General features: G+C 64.4%; 15 protein-coding genes. 6 read left to right on the forward strand and 9 right to left on the reverse strand.

What is annotated here, in order from left to right; all coding sequences use genetic code 11:
* Positions 1-156: 156 nt before the first annotated feature.
* From BDOA9_RS12150 to napE, 5 genes are read right to left on the reverse strand one after another with little or no spacing between them, the layout of a single operon-like run.
* On the reverse strand, positions 157-810 hold the full coding sequence (locus tag BDOA9_RS12150) for a cytochrome c3 family protein (RefSeq protein WP_025034206.1): 654 nt from the start codon (positions 808-810) through the stop codon (positions 157-159).
* Positions 807-1,277, reverse strand: a complete 471-nt coding sequence (locus tag BDOA9_RS12155; protein WP_025034207.1) for a nitrate reductase cytochrome c-type subunit — start codon at positions 1,275-1,277, stop codon at positions 807-809. Before BDOA9_RS12155 ends, BDOA9_RS12150 begins: the two co-directional genes overlap by 4 nt.
* Complete coding sequence (gene napA, locus BDOA9_RS12160; protein ID WP_025034208.1) at positions 1,274-3,787, reverse strand: nitrate reductase catalytic subunit NapA; 2,514 nt, start codon at positions 3,785-3,787, stop codon at positions 1,274-1,276. Before napA ends, BDOA9_RS12155 begins: the two co-directional genes overlap by 4 nt.
* 16 nt (positions 3,788-3,803) lie before the next feature.
* A complete protein-coding gene (locus BDOA9_RS12165; protein WP_025034209.1) occupies positions 3,804-4,118 on the reverse strand; it encodes a chaperone NapD in 315 nt (104 codons plus the stop codon).
* Between the two features lie 26 nt (positions 4,119-4,144).
* Positions 4,145-4,330 carry a periplasmic nitrate reductase, NapE protein gene (napE, locus tag BDOA9_RS12170; RefSeq protein ID WP_025034210.1) on the reverse strand — a complete coding sequence of 62 codons (186 nt, stop codon included), beginning with the start codon at positions 4,328-4,330 and terminating at the stop codon, positions 4,145-4,147.
* Positions 4,331-4,544: 214 nt separating this feature from the next.
* On the opposite strand from napE, the gene BDOA9_RS12175 reads away from it, so the two are divergent.
* The 3 genes from BDOA9_RS12175 (at position 4,545) to BDOA9_RS12185 (ending at position 8,245) form a co-directional block, all read left to right on the forward strand.
* The gene (locus BDOA9_RS12175; protein WP_025034211.1) at positions 4,545-5,681 is read left to right on the forward strand and encodes an AraC family transcriptional regulator; all 1,137 of its coding nucleotides are present in this window, start codon (positions 4,545-4,547) and stop codon (positions 5,679-5,681) included.
* A gap of 85 nt (positions 5,682-5,766) precedes the next feature.
* Positions 5,767-6,993, forward strand: coding sequence for an acyltransferase family protein (locus tag BDOA9_RS12180; RefSeq protein ID WP_025034212.1), 1,227 nt, complete (start codon positions 5,767-5,769; stop codon positions 6,991-6,993).
* Between the two features lie 58 nt (positions 6,994-7,051).
* The gene (locus BDOA9_RS12185) at positions 7,052-8,245 is read left to right on the forward strand and encodes an LLM class flavin-dependent oxidoreductase (RefSeq protein ID WP_025034213.1); all 1,194 of its coding nucleotides are present in this window, start codon (positions 7,052-7,054) and stop codon (positions 8,243-8,245) included.
* Between the two features lie 3 nt (positions 8,246-8,248).
* On the opposite strand, the gene BDOA9_RS12190 is transcribed toward BDOA9_RS12185, so the two are convergent.
* Positions 8,249-8,728 carry a DUF2269 family protein gene (locus BDOA9_RS12190; RefSeq protein ID WP_025034214.1) on the reverse strand — a complete coding sequence of 160 codons (480 nt, stop codon included), beginning with the start codon at positions 8,726-8,728 and terminating at the stop codon, positions 8,249-8,251.
* 58 nt (positions 8,729-8,786) lie between these two features.
* On the reverse strand, positions 8,787-10,001 hold the full coding sequence (locus BDOA9_RS12195; RefSeq protein ID WP_340162392.1) for an SDR family oxidoreductase: 1,215 nt from the start codon (positions 9,999-10,001) through the stop codon (positions 8,787-8,789).
* Positions 10,002-10,439: 438 nt separating this feature from the next.
* Here BDOA9_RS12195 and BDOA9_RS12205 point away from each other — a divergent pair, with 438 nt between their 5' ends.
* From BDOA9_RS12205 to BDOA9_RS12215, 3 genes are all read left to right on the forward strand, one after another.
* Positions 10,440-10,931 carry a septal ring lytic transglycosylase RlpA family protein gene (locus tag BDOA9_RS12205; protein WP_025034216.1) on the forward strand — a complete coding sequence of 164 codons (492 nt, stop codon included), beginning with the start codon at positions 10,440-10,442 and terminating at the stop codon, positions 10,929-10,931.
* Positions 10,932-11,054: 123 nt separating this feature from the next.
* Positions 11,055-12,464 carry an alpha/beta fold hydrolase gene (locus tag BDOA9_RS12210; RefSeq protein ID WP_052363114.1) on the forward strand — a complete coding sequence of 470 codons (1,410 nt, stop codon included), beginning with the start codon at positions 11,055-11,057 and terminating at the stop codon, positions 12,462-12,464.
* A gap of 241 nt (positions 12,465-12,705) precedes the next feature.
* Entirely contained in the window at positions 12,706-13,476 is a 771-nt protein-coding gene (locus BDOA9_RS12215) for a helix-turn-helix transcriptional regulator (protein WP_025034218.1), read from the forward strand.
* 25 nt (positions 13,477-13,501) lie between these two features.
* Here BDOA9_RS12215 and BDOA9_RS37830 read toward each other — a convergent pair whose 3' ends face one another.
* Both BDOA9_RS37830 and BDOA9_RS12220 read right to left on the reverse strand, forming a co-directional pair.
* The gene (locus tag BDOA9_RS37830; protein ID WP_052363081.1) at positions 13,502-13,705 is read right to left on the reverse strand and encodes a hypothetical protein; all 204 of its coding nucleotides are present in this window, start codon (positions 13,703-13,705) and stop codon (positions 13,502-13,504) included.
* A 131-nt stretch (positions 13,706-13,836) separates the two neighbouring features.
* Positions 13,837-14,949, reverse strand: a complete 1,113-nt coding sequence (locus BDOA9_RS12220; protein ID WP_042335994.1) for a helix-turn-helix transcriptional regulator — start codon at positions 14,947-14,949, stop codon at positions 13,837-13,839.
* Positions 14,950-15,153 lie beyond the last annotated feature (204 nt).

The raw sequence follows: 15,153 nt of genomic DNA on the forward strand, positions 1-15,153 counted from the left end.
TTGTTGCGACGAATGAGTTCGGCAATGGCCCGCTCGGACCTCCGGCTATGTCCGCTTGCGCGCCGCTGCTTGAGGCATGACAGAGATCAAGCCCCGCCCTCGCAGCGCTCGATCTTACGAGTACACGCCTTGGCTCAGGCCGCGCCAGGCGCCGCCCTATTGCCACCCCGGCACGCCGCGCATGTCGGGCAGCTGGTGGGCGATGCCCTTGTGGCAGTCGATGCAGGTCTTTTCCTTGGTGAACAGGAAGCGCTGGTGCGCCACCGAGGCCCGCGGCGACTGCTTGGTGATGTCCATGGAATCGGCGCTGTGGCAGTTGCGGCATTCCAGGGAGTCGTTGGCCTTGAAGCGCGCCCATTCATGCGCAGCGAGCTCGAGCCGGTGATCGAGGAACTTCTCCCTGGTATCGATCGTGCCGAAGATCTTGCCCCAGACCTCCTTGGAGGCCTGCATCTTGCGCGCGATCTTGTCGGTCCAGTTGTGCGGCACGTGACAGTCCGGGCAGGTTGCGCGCACGCCGGAGCGGTTGGAGAAGTGGATGGTCGACTTCAGCTCGGCGTAGACATTGTCCTTCATCTCGTGGCAGCCGGTGCAGAATTTTTCGGTGTTGGTGATTTCCAGCGCGGTGTTGAAGCCGCCCCAGAAGATCACGCCGGCGACGAAACCGGCCAGCACCAGGGTGCCGAGCGCGAACACCGAGCTCGGCCGGGTCAGCACCTGCCACAGCTCGCGCAGAAACGCCCAGCTGCGCGCGATGACGCCGCGCTTGGCGTTGAGCTCCGCGTTGGGATCATCGGCGGTCGTCGTCATCTGCGGCCACCCGGACTGGTGCGCGACAGCAGCGTGTCGATATCGGTGAAATCGTTGCTGACCGGCGGATTGGCGGTGTTCTGCGGCACGTGGCATTCGGTGCAGAAGAAGCGGCGCGGCGAGACCGAGGCCAGGAACTGGCCGTCGCGATCCATGAAGTGCGTGATCGAGACCATCGGCGCCTGCGACTCGGCGGTGCGCGCCCGCGCGTGGCAGGACAGGCATTTGTTGCCGTTGAGGTCGACCTGATAGCCGTCGATATTGTGCGGGATGACGGGCGGCTGCTCCGGATAATTGCGCACCTCCCTCTCGGAGGTGTTGCGGTTCGGCAGCATCGGCGGCGCCGGGCCCTCGTCGTTGAGCGGGGTCGGGCCGCGCAGGCCGGAAGTCACCGTCTGCGCCGTCAGCGAGCTCGTGCCGGCTGCGATCGCGAAGGCGAGCAGGACGAGTGCGGATCGTTTCATCATGACATGTTCACCCGCTCGATGCGCACGGCGCATTTCTTGAAATCGGTCTGCAGCGAGATCGGATCGGTGGCGTCGAGCGTCACCTTGTTGATCAGCTTCGATTCGTCGAACCACGGCACGAAGACGAGGCCGCGCGGCGGCCGGTCGCGGCCGCGCGTCTCGACGCGGGCGCGGATGAAGCCGCGGCGGGAGACTACCTTCACCTCGTCGCCGCGTCGCAGCTTCATGTCCTGCGCATCGTCCGGATGCATGAAGCAGACCGCTTCGGGAAAAGCCTTGAACAGCTCGGGCACGCGGCGCGTCATGGTGCCGGAATGCCAGTGCTCCAGCACGCGGCCGGTGGAGAGCCAGTAGGGATATTCGTTGTCGGGCGATTCCGCCGGCGGCTCGTAAGGCAGCGCGAAGATGCGGGCCTTGCCGTCGGCATGGCCGTAGAATTGGACGTTAGTGCCCTGCTTGACGTAGGGGTCGCTGCCTTCGCGGAAACGCCACTTCGTTTCCTGGCCGTTGACGACGGGCCAGCGCAGGCCGCGCTCGCGGTGATAGGTGTCGAACGGCGCGAGGTCGTGGCCGTGGCCGCGGCCGAACTGGGCATATTCCTCGAACAGCCCCTTGTGGACGTAGAAGCCGAACGCCTTGGATTCGTCGTTGGCGTAGCCGGGCTCGATGTCGCTCACCGGGAATTTGTCGACCTGGCCGTTCTTGAAGAGCACGTCGAACAGCGTCTTGCCGCGAACTTCCGGCTTCTTGGCGATCAACTCCGCGGGCCAGACCTCCTCGATCTTGAAGCGCTTGGAGAACTCCATGAGCTGCCAGAGATCCGACTTCGACTCGCCGGGCGCAGGGACGAGCTGGTGCCAGAACTGGGTGCGCCGCTCGGCATTGCCGTAGGCGCCTTCCTTCTCCACCCACATCGCGGTCGGCAGGATCAGGTCGGCTGCGAGCGCAGTCACCGACGGATAGGCGTCCGAGACCACGATGAAATTGTCGGGGTTGCGGAAGCCCGGATAGATCTCCTCGTTGACGTTGGGACCGGCCTGGAGGTTGTTGTTGACCTGCACCCAATAGGCGTTGATCAGGCTGTCCTTCAGCATCCGGCTTTGCAGCACGGCGTGGGCGCCGGGCTTGTCCGGAATGGTGCCTTCGGGCAGCTGCCAGATCTGCTCGGTGTGGTCGCGATGGGCCTTGTTGGTGACCACCATGTCGGCGGGCAGGCGGTGCGAGAAGGTGCCGACCTCGCGCGCGGTGCCGCAGGCCGAGGGCTGGCCGGTCAGCGAGAACGGGCTGTTGCCGGGCGCGGAGATCTTTCCGGTCAACAAATGGATGTTGTAGACGAGGTTGTTGCACCAGACGCCGCGGGTGTGCTGGTTGAAGCCCATGGTCCAGAACGAGACCACTTTGGTCTTGGGATCGGCGTAGAGCTCGGCGAGCGCCTCGAGGCGGTTGAGCGGCACGCCGGACATTTCGGCGGCCTTCTCCAGCGTGTACTCGGACACGAACTTGACGAACTCGTCATAGCTCATGTCGGTGGCATCGTTGGCCTTGGTGGCGCCCGTCGCCTTCTTCTGCAGCGGATGCTCGGGCCGCAATCCGTACCCGATGTCGGTCTGGCCGCGCTTGAACACGGTATGCGCGGCGACGAAGTCCTTGTCGACGCGGCCGGTCTTGATGATGTGGTTGGCGATCGCGTTGAGGATGTAGAGGTCGGTGTGCGGCTTGAACACCATGCCGATGTCGGCGAGGTCGAACGAGCGGTGCTCGAAGGTCGAGAGCACGGCGACGCGAACATGCGGCGCGGACAGCCGGCGGTCGGCGATGCGCGTCCACAGGATGGGGTGCATCTCGGCCATGTTGGAGCCCCACAGCACGAAGGCGTCGGCGGCCTCGATGTCGTCGTAGCAGCCGGCCGGCTCGTCGATGCCGAAGGTGCGCATCATGCCGGCGACGGCCGAAGCCATGCAGTGCCGCGCGTTGGGGTCGATGTTGTTGGTGCGGAAGCCGGCCTTGAACAGCTTCGACGCTGCATAGCCTTCCCAGATCGTCCACTGGCCGGAGCCGAACATGGCGACGCCGTTGGGGCCGCGCTTCCTGATCGCCTCCTTCCACTTCAGCTCCATGATGTCGAAGGCTTCGGTCCAGGACACCGGCGTGAACTCGCCGTTCTTGTCGTACTTGCCGCCACTCTTGCGCAGCATCGGCTGCGTCAGGCGGTCGTGGCCGTACATGATCTTGGAGAGGAAGTAGCCCTTGACGCAGTTGAGGCCGCGATTGACCTCGGCCTTGATGTCGCCGTGGGTGGCGACGACGCGGTTGTCCTTGGTCGCCACCATCACCGAGCAGCCGGTGCCGCAGAAGCGGCAGGCGGCCTTGTCCCATTTCAATTCGCTCGCCCCTCGCTCGGCGGCGAGGTTTGCGGCGAAGGCCGGTGCGGGAAGGCCGGCGGCGGCCGCGGCGATCGCGGCGGCTTCGAGCTTGAGCATCTGGCGGCGATCGAGCTTCGGCGATGTCATGATGGCTCTCCGGCCCTTAGGTCGTTTCGATGGCGTGGAACACCAGCGCCGCGGAATAGACGTGCTGCAGCGACTGGATGGTGTTGAGCATGGTGCCGAGGCTGCCGGCATCCGGCGCTTCGGCGACGACGACGAGCTTTCCGCGCGCGTCGCGGGCATGGATCTCGCAGCCGGGAAGGCCTGCGATCTCCGCTTCCAGCTCGGCAAGGCGCTCGGGCCGTGCCTGCACGATGATGCTGGCGATCTCGGCGCCCGGCGGCGGCACGATGCGCTCGGCGGTGAGCACGCGGCCGGTGATCAGGGCGCGGCGGTTGAATGTGGATTGGGCCATGATGCCGGTCTTTCGCTTCGAGCGGATCAATGCGGGGAGGGCGGCGGGCCCGGAGGGCCGGCGAACATCTGGTAGATCCAGACGCCGAGCCCATAGGAGCCGACCGTTCCGACCGCGAGGACGGGCATCACGATCGCGGTCAGGAACAGGAACGCAAAAATCTCCATGCGCCTACGGCGCACGCGCGATGCCGTGTCGTCAGGGGCCGACATATCCGGTCTCTTCGGGATGTGATGGGAATCGGGACGGCATCCGGGCCGTTGCCTTACTGCCCTTTTGATGCATTCGGTCCGCCGGGACGTTGATCTGGATCAACCTGCCCGCTTGCGCGGATGTCGCACCGCCGGGCGCGCAAGCACAAGTTTAGATTGTGCATGCGCGAAAGCGATGCGACAGTTGAGCTCCCTGATGGAGATGACGGGTGTGATGGGGCTCACGGCCATTGATCTCGGGCTGCGCGGCGCAACGAGCGGCGTGTTCCTGCTGATCATTCTCGTGGCGCTGCCGCGTCATGCGGCCGGCCAGCAGGCTCTGCTGGGCATGGCCATTTCCGCCGGTGGCGTGTTCTACGCCATTACGACCGCGCCTTTCTTTCCCAAATCGTCATGGTGGTGGGTGTTGCCGATCCTGTCCGCGCAACCCGCATTGTTCTGGCTGTGGGCACGCGCCGCGTTCGACGACGATTTCGTGCTCCGGCGCTGGCACGGCGCGTTGTGGCTGGGCATCGTCGCCTTCGCCTTTGCGCTCACCCTGGGCTGGGCCTATTGGCCCGCTCTGGCCGGGGCCGGCGGTCGAGGCCTGGCGCTGGTCAATCTGGCGTTCGCTCTCGCGGCCGCCGCCCAGACCGTCAAGACCTGGGGGGCCGATCTGGTTGCGCGCCGCCGCCGGCTGCGGCTGGCGATGCTCGCAATGAATGTCGGGCTGATTGCGGTCGTTGCCAGTGCCGGCTTCGCTGCCATTCCCGTCGCGGTCCCCGGCGCGCCCGGCAGTCTGCCGACTGCGCTCGCCCTGTTCATGGTAGCCATGATTGCTGGAGTGGGCACTTTCGCCGCGCAGCCGGCCGCAGCGGTCAACGAGGCCACGGCGGCCATCGCATCCGGCCGCCGGCGCGGGGCTGACCGTACTCCGACTGGCCGGGTCGTCGTCGATCCCAGGGTCGTCGTCGATCCCAGGGTCGTCGTCGATCCCATCCTATTGCGGCGTCTCGACCATCTGATGAGCGTGGAGCGAACCTACCGGCAGGAAGGTCTTGCGATCGGGGCACTCGCGGCGCGGCTCGACGTTCCCGAGCACCGGCTCCGCCAGGCCATCAACGAGGGGCTCGGCTATCGCAACTTCAATGCCTTCCTCAACCACTACCGCATCGAAGATGCCAGGCTGGCGCTCTCCGACGCGACGCAGCGGGAAGTCCCGGTGCTGACCATCGCCATGGACGCGGGCTTCCAGTCGATCGGACCTTTCAACCGGGCCTTCAAGGCCGAGACAGGCGTGACCCCGACCGAGTTTCGGCGCGATGCCTTGAGCAGGGCTGAGATCAGCGAACCGCGTCGAGAAATCGGTTAGCCGATTTTTGGATCGGGCGAGAGGGCTCCATCGCGATCGGCCAGACTAGCCGGCAGCAACCTCGCCAGCCGGAATGAGCCCATCCATGTCTGCTTCGACCGCCGCCCCTGCATCAGAACGACTGCACGCCCTCGATGCGCTGAGGGGAGGTGCCCTGCTGCTTGGCATCGTCCTGCACGCGGCAATGTCGTTCGTGCCTGCAACGCCCCGGTTCTGGTTCATCCAGGACACCCATCCCAGCCTGCTGCTGGGCCTGCTCACCTTCACCATCCACGTCTTCCGGATGACGGCCTTCTTCCTGATGGCGGGTTTCTTCGCCCGCATGAGCTTTCATCGACGGGGCACCCAGGGTTTCGTCCGGGACAGGCTCCAGAGGATCGGGCTGCCGCTCGTGATCGGTTGGCCGATCCTGTTCACGCTCATGAGCCTCATCGCGATCTGGGCGTCTCATTTCCCGAATGGCGGCTGGTCCCGCAGCTGGCCGCCGGTGCTGCCGAATTTCCCCCTGACCCATCTCTGGTTCATCTATGTGCTGCTGGAGCTCTATGCCGCCATGCTGTTGCTGCGCAGCGCGTTTGCCTGGCTCGATGCATCGGGCACCTGGCGAGCGGCGATCGATCGGCTGTTCGCAGGGATCATGAGAGGTCCGCTGGCCGCCCTTGTTCCGGCGATCCCGATCGGCATCGCTTTCTGTCTCGACCAACGCTGGATCAATGTGATGGGGGTGAGGACGCCGGATCAGTCGCTCATCACCAACGCGCAGGCCTGGATCGGCTTCGGCACCGCGTTCGGCGTCGGCTGGCTGCTGCACCGGCAGATCGATTTGCTGCGGACGATCGAGCGGCGCTGGCTGCCGCACCTGCTGCTCGCCTTCGGCCTGATCCTGATCAGCTTCGTGCTTTCGGGGGTGATGTTGTCTGCGTCGGGCGCACCGACTTTGCCCGTCAGTTTCGCGACCCTCAGGCTTGTCTCCGCGGTCCTCTACGCAGCGGCGATCTGGATCTCGGTTTTCGCGGTCATGGGTCTCGCGCTCCGCTTCATGTCGGGCTTCAGCCTGACATGGCGCTATCTCGCCGACGCGTCCTACTGGCTCTATCTGATCCACATGCCGATCGTGATGGCGCTCCAGGTCATGCTGTCGCAACTCGACTGGCCCGGACTGATCAAGTTCGCAATCATTCTCGTCGTCGCGATCTTGCCGATGCTGGCGAGCTATCATCTGCTGGTGCGCTTCACACTCGTCGGCGCGGTGCTGAATGGTCGTCGCGCCGAGAAACGCATTCTCCCGCATGGCGGAATTGCGGCCGCGTAGACAGCGCCGCTTCGCGCATTAAGATGCCCGCAACAACAATAAGCGGGAGAGCGACGCCATGAAGTTCGGCATCTTCTACGAGCTGCAGCTGCCGCGGCCCTGGAAGGCGGGCGACGAGCTCGCTCTCTATCAGAACGCGCTCTCGCAGATGGAGCTCGCCGACAGGCTCGGCTACGACCATGCCTGGGTGGTCGAGCATCACTTCCTCGAGGAATATTCGCACTCGCCCTCGCCGGAATCCTTCCTCGCCGCCGCAAGCCAGCGCACCAGGAACATCCGGCTCGGCCACGGCATCCTCCAGCTCACCACCAACCATCCGGCGCGCGTCGCCGAGCGCGTCGCGGTGCTGGATCTGCTCTCGAATGGCCGCTGCGAGTTCGGCATGGGCGAGAGCGCCTCGATCACCGAGCTGGAGCCGTTCGGCCGTGACATGGAGACCAAGAAGGAGGTGTTCGAGGAGGCGGTCGCGGCCATCTTCCCGATGTTCAGGGACGCCGGCTCCGAGCATCACGGCAGATATTTCGACATCCCCTTGCGCAATGTCGTACCAAAACCGGTGCAGAAGCCGCACCCGCCGCTGTGGATGGCCTGCTCGCAGTTGCCGACCATCGAGCGCGCCGGTCGCCACGGTTTCGGTGCACTGGGCTTCCAGTTCGTCAGCGCCGACGCCGCGCACGCCTGGGTGCACGCTTATTACAACGCGATGACAAAACGCCTGCACAAGCTCGCCGATTACGAGATCAATCCCAACATGGCGCTGGTCTCGTTCTTCATGTGCGCCGAGACGGATGAAGAGGCGCGCGCCCGCGCCGACGGCGCCACCTTCTTCCAGTTCGCGCTCCGCTTCTACGGTGCCGCTCAGAACCGCCAGCGCCCCGCGCCCTACACCGTCAACATGTGGGACGAGTACAACAAGTGGAAGCGCGACAATCCAGAAGCCCAGGAGGCGGCGCTGCGCGGCGGCCTGATCGGCTCGCCGGAGACGATCCGCAAGAAGCTGAAGCGCTTCCAGTCCTCGCATATCGACCAGGTCATCCTGCTCAACCAGGCCGGCAAGAACAGCCACGAGCACATCTGCGAGTCGCTGGAGCTGTTCGGCCGCGAGGTGATGCCGGAGTTCCAGAACGATCCGGCGCAAGCCGCGTGGAAACAGGGCGTGATGAGCGGCGAGATCGAGCTGGAAGAGATCGACACGGAAGCGTTCACGGACCGCTACGGCAAGCTCGCGATCAATGTTGCGCGCGCCGGGTGAAGTCTAATCCCAGAATGGAATGGCCGGACGCGCGATCATCAGCCAGAAGATCATCAGCACGGCTGCGAAAGCCGGAAAGCCGAAGGCGAACCACCACCAGAAGAGACGGTGATACCGGGCGGGCAGCTTGCTGTTGCTCGCGACCGCTGCGACGGCGAGATCGCGCATCTGCATCTGCATCCACACCACAGGCAGCCAGAAGGCGCCGGTCACGAGATACAGTGCAATCGACGCCGCCACCCAGCCGTCGCCGAGGGAATACCCGCTCGACCAGGCAAGCCATGTGCCGGTGATCGGCTGCAGGATCACGGCACTCGCCGTGAACAGGAAGTCGGCCAGCACCACCGTCCGCGCGACGCCCGCGATTTCGCGCACGTCGCCGCGCAGATGTGCCACCAGCATGAAGAAGGCGATGCCGGCCCCGGTGCCGAGCAGCACGGCGGCACCGATGATGTGCGCCATCTTCACCAGGAAGTAGAGCATCAGCGATCCTCCCGGATCGCCATGGCGACAAGGTTGAGCATGATCACCGGCCAGATCTTCAGCATTGGTCCCAGCGGTCGGCCCACAGCCGCGGCACCAGGACGGTGCCGATCACGGCATAGGTGAGCGAGATGATCAGTGCTGCCCAGAGTCCGTAGCGGCTCAGAGGCCGCCAGAGAATGGCAAGGCCGATGAGGATGTCGGCGAGCGCGCCTGCGGTGACGACGAGCGCCGCGACGTTCCCTTGCAGCCCGCCTTCAAGCAGCAACGACATGCCGATATTCCAGCCCGCGCTCAGCGAGATGATGCCTGTGGCGATCCAGAACGCGCCGAAGACGCCGAAGATCAGCGGCTTGAGCGCATACAGCCGTGCAAACCATCGTTCCTGCACCGAGGCGGGCTCGCATGCGAGCGCGACGTCGAGATCGCGCGGTGTCCTGCCGGTCAACCGGTGCCAGGGCTCGGGATCGCCGGTCGCACCGCGGCGCATTTCCGCCTGGGCCGTCGTGCTGATGGGCGTTGGCCATCCCAGCATCTGCGCAACGTCTCCCGCGCGGTAAGCAACCGAAGCCGCCCAGGATGGCAGCTGCAGGCGGTACGCCGGCCTCCAGCGCAGCCAGGCCCGAAACAGCGCGACCGCGTCGCTGAAGGCGATCTGCCGTGGGCCGGCCAGATCGAGGGCGATGCGGGACGGCGCGCCCGGCTGCAGGAAGAACAGCACGGTCTCAACGACGTCGTCGAGATGCACCGGTTGAATCGCCGCCGTATCCGGCATGACCGGCAGAACCGGCAGCGCCGCCAGCCCTCGCAACAGTGCGCTGCCGCCATAGGCGGCGCGGCCGATCACGACGGAGGGGCGCAGGATGACCCAATCGAGGTCGCGCGCCATCAGGGCGGCTTCGCCCTCCCGCTTGGTACGAGAGAAATCGCTGGGGGCATCGACATTGCTGCCGATCGCCGAGAACAGGATCACGCGGCGGACGCCTGCGCTCTCGCATGCGCTGTAGAGTGCCGCGCTTCCGGCGACATGAACGCCGTGCAGATCCCGTCCCTGCAGCGCTCCGGCCAGGTTGATCACCGCATCGACCCCCGTAAGGACGCCCTTCCATTGCGAGGGATCGGTGGTGCGGGCGACGTCGAGACTGGTATGGCGCCGATCGCGCTCTGTAGCCGGATGGCGCGACACCGACAGACATTCGTGGCCTTCGGCCGACAGCCTGGCGTGGATCGCCGAGCCGAGAAACCCTGTACCGCCAACGAGGAGAATTCGCATGACTGCTCCTTCGATCGGCAACCGAACAAACGGCTGATCTCATCGGATGGACAAGGCGGGGCCGCCGCACTTGTTCCTCTGGGCGGAACCGGTTAGTCCGACGCAGCTGACGGGCTCTCTTCTGCGCGTGATGAGCGGCGAGATCGAGCTGGAGAGATCGACGCCGAGGCTGTCACGGATCGCTACGGCAAGCTCGCAATCAATGAGGCAGCGGCGCAGTAAGCTGCTCCTCAAGTCATGCTGCTGACGCAATCTCTGTCTTAGTCGGGACAACGTAAAACACTGCGTGGGAACCACTCTGGTTCGCACATCGGTTCCAGCCAAGGGGTTGGCGCGAACCCGCAAAAATCCGGTGCAAGCTTCATGAACGCGTCCGCGTTCGCTTGCGCTGTTTGCGGGTGTCGGGGACCGGCGATCTAAAAAATCACAGGAGTCATGATGCCGTTCCGCTCGAGCGCCGCAATTTGCGGCGCCCTGGTTGCGCTTGCCGTTTCCGTTACTGTTGCTCGAAGTGAATCGCGTGAAGTTCACGCAGGTGCCCTCGCCGATGCCGCCTCAGGCGATGCGGTCGTCGGCGCTGCATCGATGTACAATCCGTTCAAGCCCGGCAAGGAGGAGGGCGGTCCGAAGACAGCCTCGGGCGAGCGTTACGATCCCGCCGGCTGGACGGCTGCCATCAAGACGAGCTTGCGCCGCAAATTCGGTGGCGTGCAATTCGGCGAGCGGCCGAAATATGCGCTCATTGAGGCCGTCGGCAAGAAGGTCATCGTCAAGATCAACGACGTCGGACCACTCAGGCCCGGCCGCATCATCGACTTCAACGAGCGCACGATGCGTCATTTCGATCCGAGCCTGGAGCGTGGCGTCATCGAGGACGTAAGGGTGATCCCGCTCACGGGCGACAACTGGACTTTGGGGCCGGTGGGCTGAATGTTCGGCGTGGTTGGATCAGTGCGGCCTTGGTAATGTCCGCTGCTGGCGGCTGACGGGGGTTTTTGCTGGCGTCGTTCCGCTGCATATGATTTGCTTAGCGAGGTGACGGAGGACACTTCCGTGGTTCACGAGCGCGTCGAGCGCCGGCTGGCAGCAATCTTGGCGGCTGACGTAGCCGGCTATTCACGCCTCATGGGCGATGACGAGGAGGGCACTCTTGCCGGATTGAAGGCGCATCGCCGAGAGCTGGTCGATCACAAGCTCAAGTCGCATCGTGGGCGCCTTATCAAAACGACCGGGGACGGAATGCTCGTGGAGTTCTCGAGCGCCGTCGAAGCGGTGCAGTGTGCAGTCGAAGTCCAGCGTGAGATGGTCGGCAGGAACGCAAATATTCCTCCCGACCGACGTATCGAATTTCGCGTAGGGATAAATGTTGGGGACATCATCGAAGATGAGGGCGATATCTTTGGAGACGGTGTCAACGTTGCCGCGCGGCTCGAAGGCATGGCGATGCGCGGCGGCATCTGCATCTCCCGTCAGGTCCTTGATCAGATCGATGGCAAGCTGAAGCTCCCTTTTCGCGAACTGGGCCGGCAGAACCTCAAGAACATCGCTCGACCGATCGAAGTCTATGCAATCGATCTGGACAACGACGGATCGCCCGCAGCGCGTGTCCTCTCGGCAGCCAATCTCAAACAGGTCATCCGCTATTGCAGGGCCACGGATGGCGTGCGGTTGGCCTATGCGAAGGTGGGAAGTGGACCAGGGCTGTTGAGATCAGCGCATTGGCTTGGTCACCTCGAGTATGACTGGGATCTTCCACTCTACCGTGATTTTCTGCTCGGGCTTGCCTCGTCATTCACGCTCGTCCGGTACGATGCCCGCGGCAACGGCCTCTCGGACTGGGACGTTGGCGAGCTCTCGCTTGACGCTTGGGTCAAGGACATGGAAAGCGTGGCCGACGCGGCCGGCCTCGACCGGTTTCCGCTTCTCGGGTTCTCGCAGGGCTGCGCCATTTCGATAGCGTTTGCGGTCCGGCATCCGGAGCGCGTGTCGCACCTGATCCTGTATGGTGGGTTTGCTGTCGGTGCCAACAAGAATCCAAATCTCTCGGCCGTCGATCGGGAACGGTTTGCGGCAATGAAAACGCTGATGAGGTTAGGTTGGGGCGCCGATGAGCCGACCTTCCGACAACTGTTTACATCCTCGATGTTACCGAACGCTACAAGAGAACAGATCGACGCCTTCAATGAACTTCAACGTCTCAGTGCCTCGGCGGAGTCTGCGGTCCGCTACCTCGAAACGGTAGCTAATTTCGACGTTCGCCCCCTGCTCGGACAGATTAAGGCCCCTACGCTCGTGATGCATGTTCGAGACGACCGCAGGGTTCCAATCTCTTCGGGCCGAGATATGGCCGCGGAAATTCCGGGCGCCAGATTCGTCTCGCTGCCTGGTCAAAATCATATGCTGCTAGCGCAGGATCCTGGCACGCCAGTTTTCCTGGAAGAAGTGCGCAATTTTCTACTTTAGTTTTCGTGTGGCTGCATGCGGTTGCGAATGCTGACTGGCGGCCCGAGATGTCTCCATTTGACCACGGCCGACCTGTCCGACGCGCTGAGCCGAGGGCCGTTTGCTGCGCCGAAGCTTGCGTCGACCTGAACGTTCTGGCGTTCCCCCCCGGGCGTGAAAATCGGCAGGCGCCGGCTCTCTGCCTTCCGCGGACATTCCCTTGCTGCTATCCTCCCGCAAACAACATCTTGCGGAGGAAAGGATGCGATCTCAGGCGGTGCCCACACATCGCTCAGTGGGTGATGTCACCTCTGCGGTGCTCGCCATCGGCCGCTCCGATTTTCCAAAAGTCCTCATCGACACGTTGCGCCGACAGGCCGATGTCGGCCATTGCATGGTGTTCGCGCTGAGCCGAGCGGGCGCGGCAAGCTGCCTGCTCGATGCCGGCAACATCCCGATCGGCGCCGATCTCGGCGCCGCCTATGCCGGCCAGTTTCACGAAACCGATCCCAACCGCGATGCGCTGTTCGAAGGCGAGGGTGGCGCGCCGATCATGCTGCCGCACTTCGCGCCGCGCATGTACGGCGCGCGCTACCGCAAGATATTCTTCCAGGATTCCGGCATCGTCGACAAATGCGCGACCGCGGTCTGGGCTGGCGATACCTGCTTCTATGTCAACTTCTACCGCATCGCCGCGCAGGGCCGCTTCAGCGCCGCCCAGCGTGAGCGGCTCGGGACGATCGCGCCGGCGATCGCAGCCAGCGTCGCGCGCCATTTCCAGCAGCAGCCGACGTCCGATCTTGCGACCCTGTTCGCGACCCGCAAGCCGCTCGCCGGGCTCACGGCGCGCGAGCAGGAGGTTTGCCGCCGCATCCTCGCAGGTTTCAGCTCGGAGGCGATCTCGCAAGAGCTCGGCATCAGCCTGCATTCGACGCTGACCTACCGCAAGCGCGCCTATGCACGGCTCGGCATCTCGTCGCAGAGCGAGCTGTTTGCGATCGTGCTGCGCCTGCTGACGCACAGTCTGAACTAAGGCGCCGCCAACCCTGAGCGCCTCGCTATGCGGAAAGTCGGGAACGATAGGGCGCGGTGAGCAGCAGCATGAACAGCGCTCGTTCGGCCCGGTACTTTGCCGCCGCTCGACTGGATTCGCGGCCCTGCATCACCACTGCGCCTTGAACGGTGCAGACGCTCCAGTTCCATGTCCTGCGCCTGCGCTGCGCCAGGGTCACCTCGAAGATCGGAAATTCCGGTCCCGCCATCGCCACCGCTTCTCGCCAGACATCCAATTTCGGTGGAGTTGAACCCGGCGGGACGGCCTGTGTCTTCACCCGTTTGGGTGAAGCGGTAATGCCCCGGCTGGGGACAGGGCTCCGGTTGGGCAAGCCTGGCATTAATCTCTCAGCGGTAATTTGGGGATCGCGCCGAAGAGTGCAGCCGCGCTCTTCTGGTTTCGCGTTCCCGTCTTGGCGAGGACGGCCTTGACCTGGGTGCGGATCGTTTCGCGGCTGAGCCCGTGATGCGCCGCGATGTCGCCGATCGTCTGTCCTTGCGCGATTCCGCGCGCAACGCGCGCCTCGCTGGGGGTGAGATCGAACAGGCCGCGAATGAGGGCGAGGCTCGGTGCCTGCGAGGCGGTGACCGGCGTCGCGATGAGGAGGCCGACCGCCCCATCGAAGAGATCGCGGGCTTCGCCCGGCATCGAAACGAGATGAAGCACCACCCGATCGAGATCGCTGCTGCGGCGCGCGGCGAAGGAGCACACGGCCTTGTCCGGCGCATCGAGTTGAGCGAGGCCGGCGCGCAGCAGGGTGTCGGCCGCGCGGTCCTTGATGGCGATCCGGTCTTTCGGCAGCCATTGCAGAACATCGGTCATGTCCTCGATCAAGGCGTTCGCGGCCAGAACACGCCCCGAGCGCGTGATCGCGAGCGCGGGCAGGCCGACCAGCGACAGCGCCTCGGTCGCCGCCCGCATCCGGGTGAGGCGCCAGCGCGTCGACAGCAGAGCCGCCCGCGCAAGATGGGGACGAAAGCGGTCGAGGAAATCGAGATCCTGCCGCGAAAAGGCGGGGCGGCCGGCCAGCCGCTCCATATGGAAGACGATGATCTCACCGGACGGGCTGCGGACCGCCGTCGCGCAGGCGTGCTCGAAGCCCCACTTCTTGTTCCATTCCACCCGATATGGATCGCGCTCCCATTCCTCCGGCGAAAACGCCTCCTGCTCGCTGACGAAGCCGGGGTGATCAAGCGCCAGGAGTCGCGGGGTCGTCTCCGTCCGGCTGGCGAGGTCGCCACTCAGGAACGCCGAGAAGGCCTCGCGGATCGACGGCGACGTCACGGCGCCGTTCCAGACGCCGGACCATTGATCGGACTCCGAGGTGATCATGACCATGCCATGCGCGCCCACGGCATGAGCGATTTGCTCCAGGATGTCCGGCCAGAGCTCCGGAACGGTCGCTGCCTCGTGGATGCGGTCCACGACATGCTCGAAATCGATGCCCGTCATTGCGATAGACCCATCAGACTCGACCGATCTTCAGACGCGAGGCGCGCATCCTCATTGAGCGTTCGTGCTCCGCGCGTCCAAGGCCTTGATACCAACCCCGCTCAATGGAACTCAATTGCTACTTTTTCCCAGCTTGACCCCATGGGGTCTCGCAGAAATCATGTTCCATTTCAACTGTTTGGGAGGTTCTTGGGTCAGTCAACA

Source organism: Bradyrhizobium sp. DOA9 (assembly GCF_000617845.2).
In the GTDB taxonomy this organism is placed as follows: domain Bacteria; phylum Pseudomonadota; class Alphaproteobacteria; order Rhizobiales; family Xanthobacteraceae; genus Bradyrhizobium.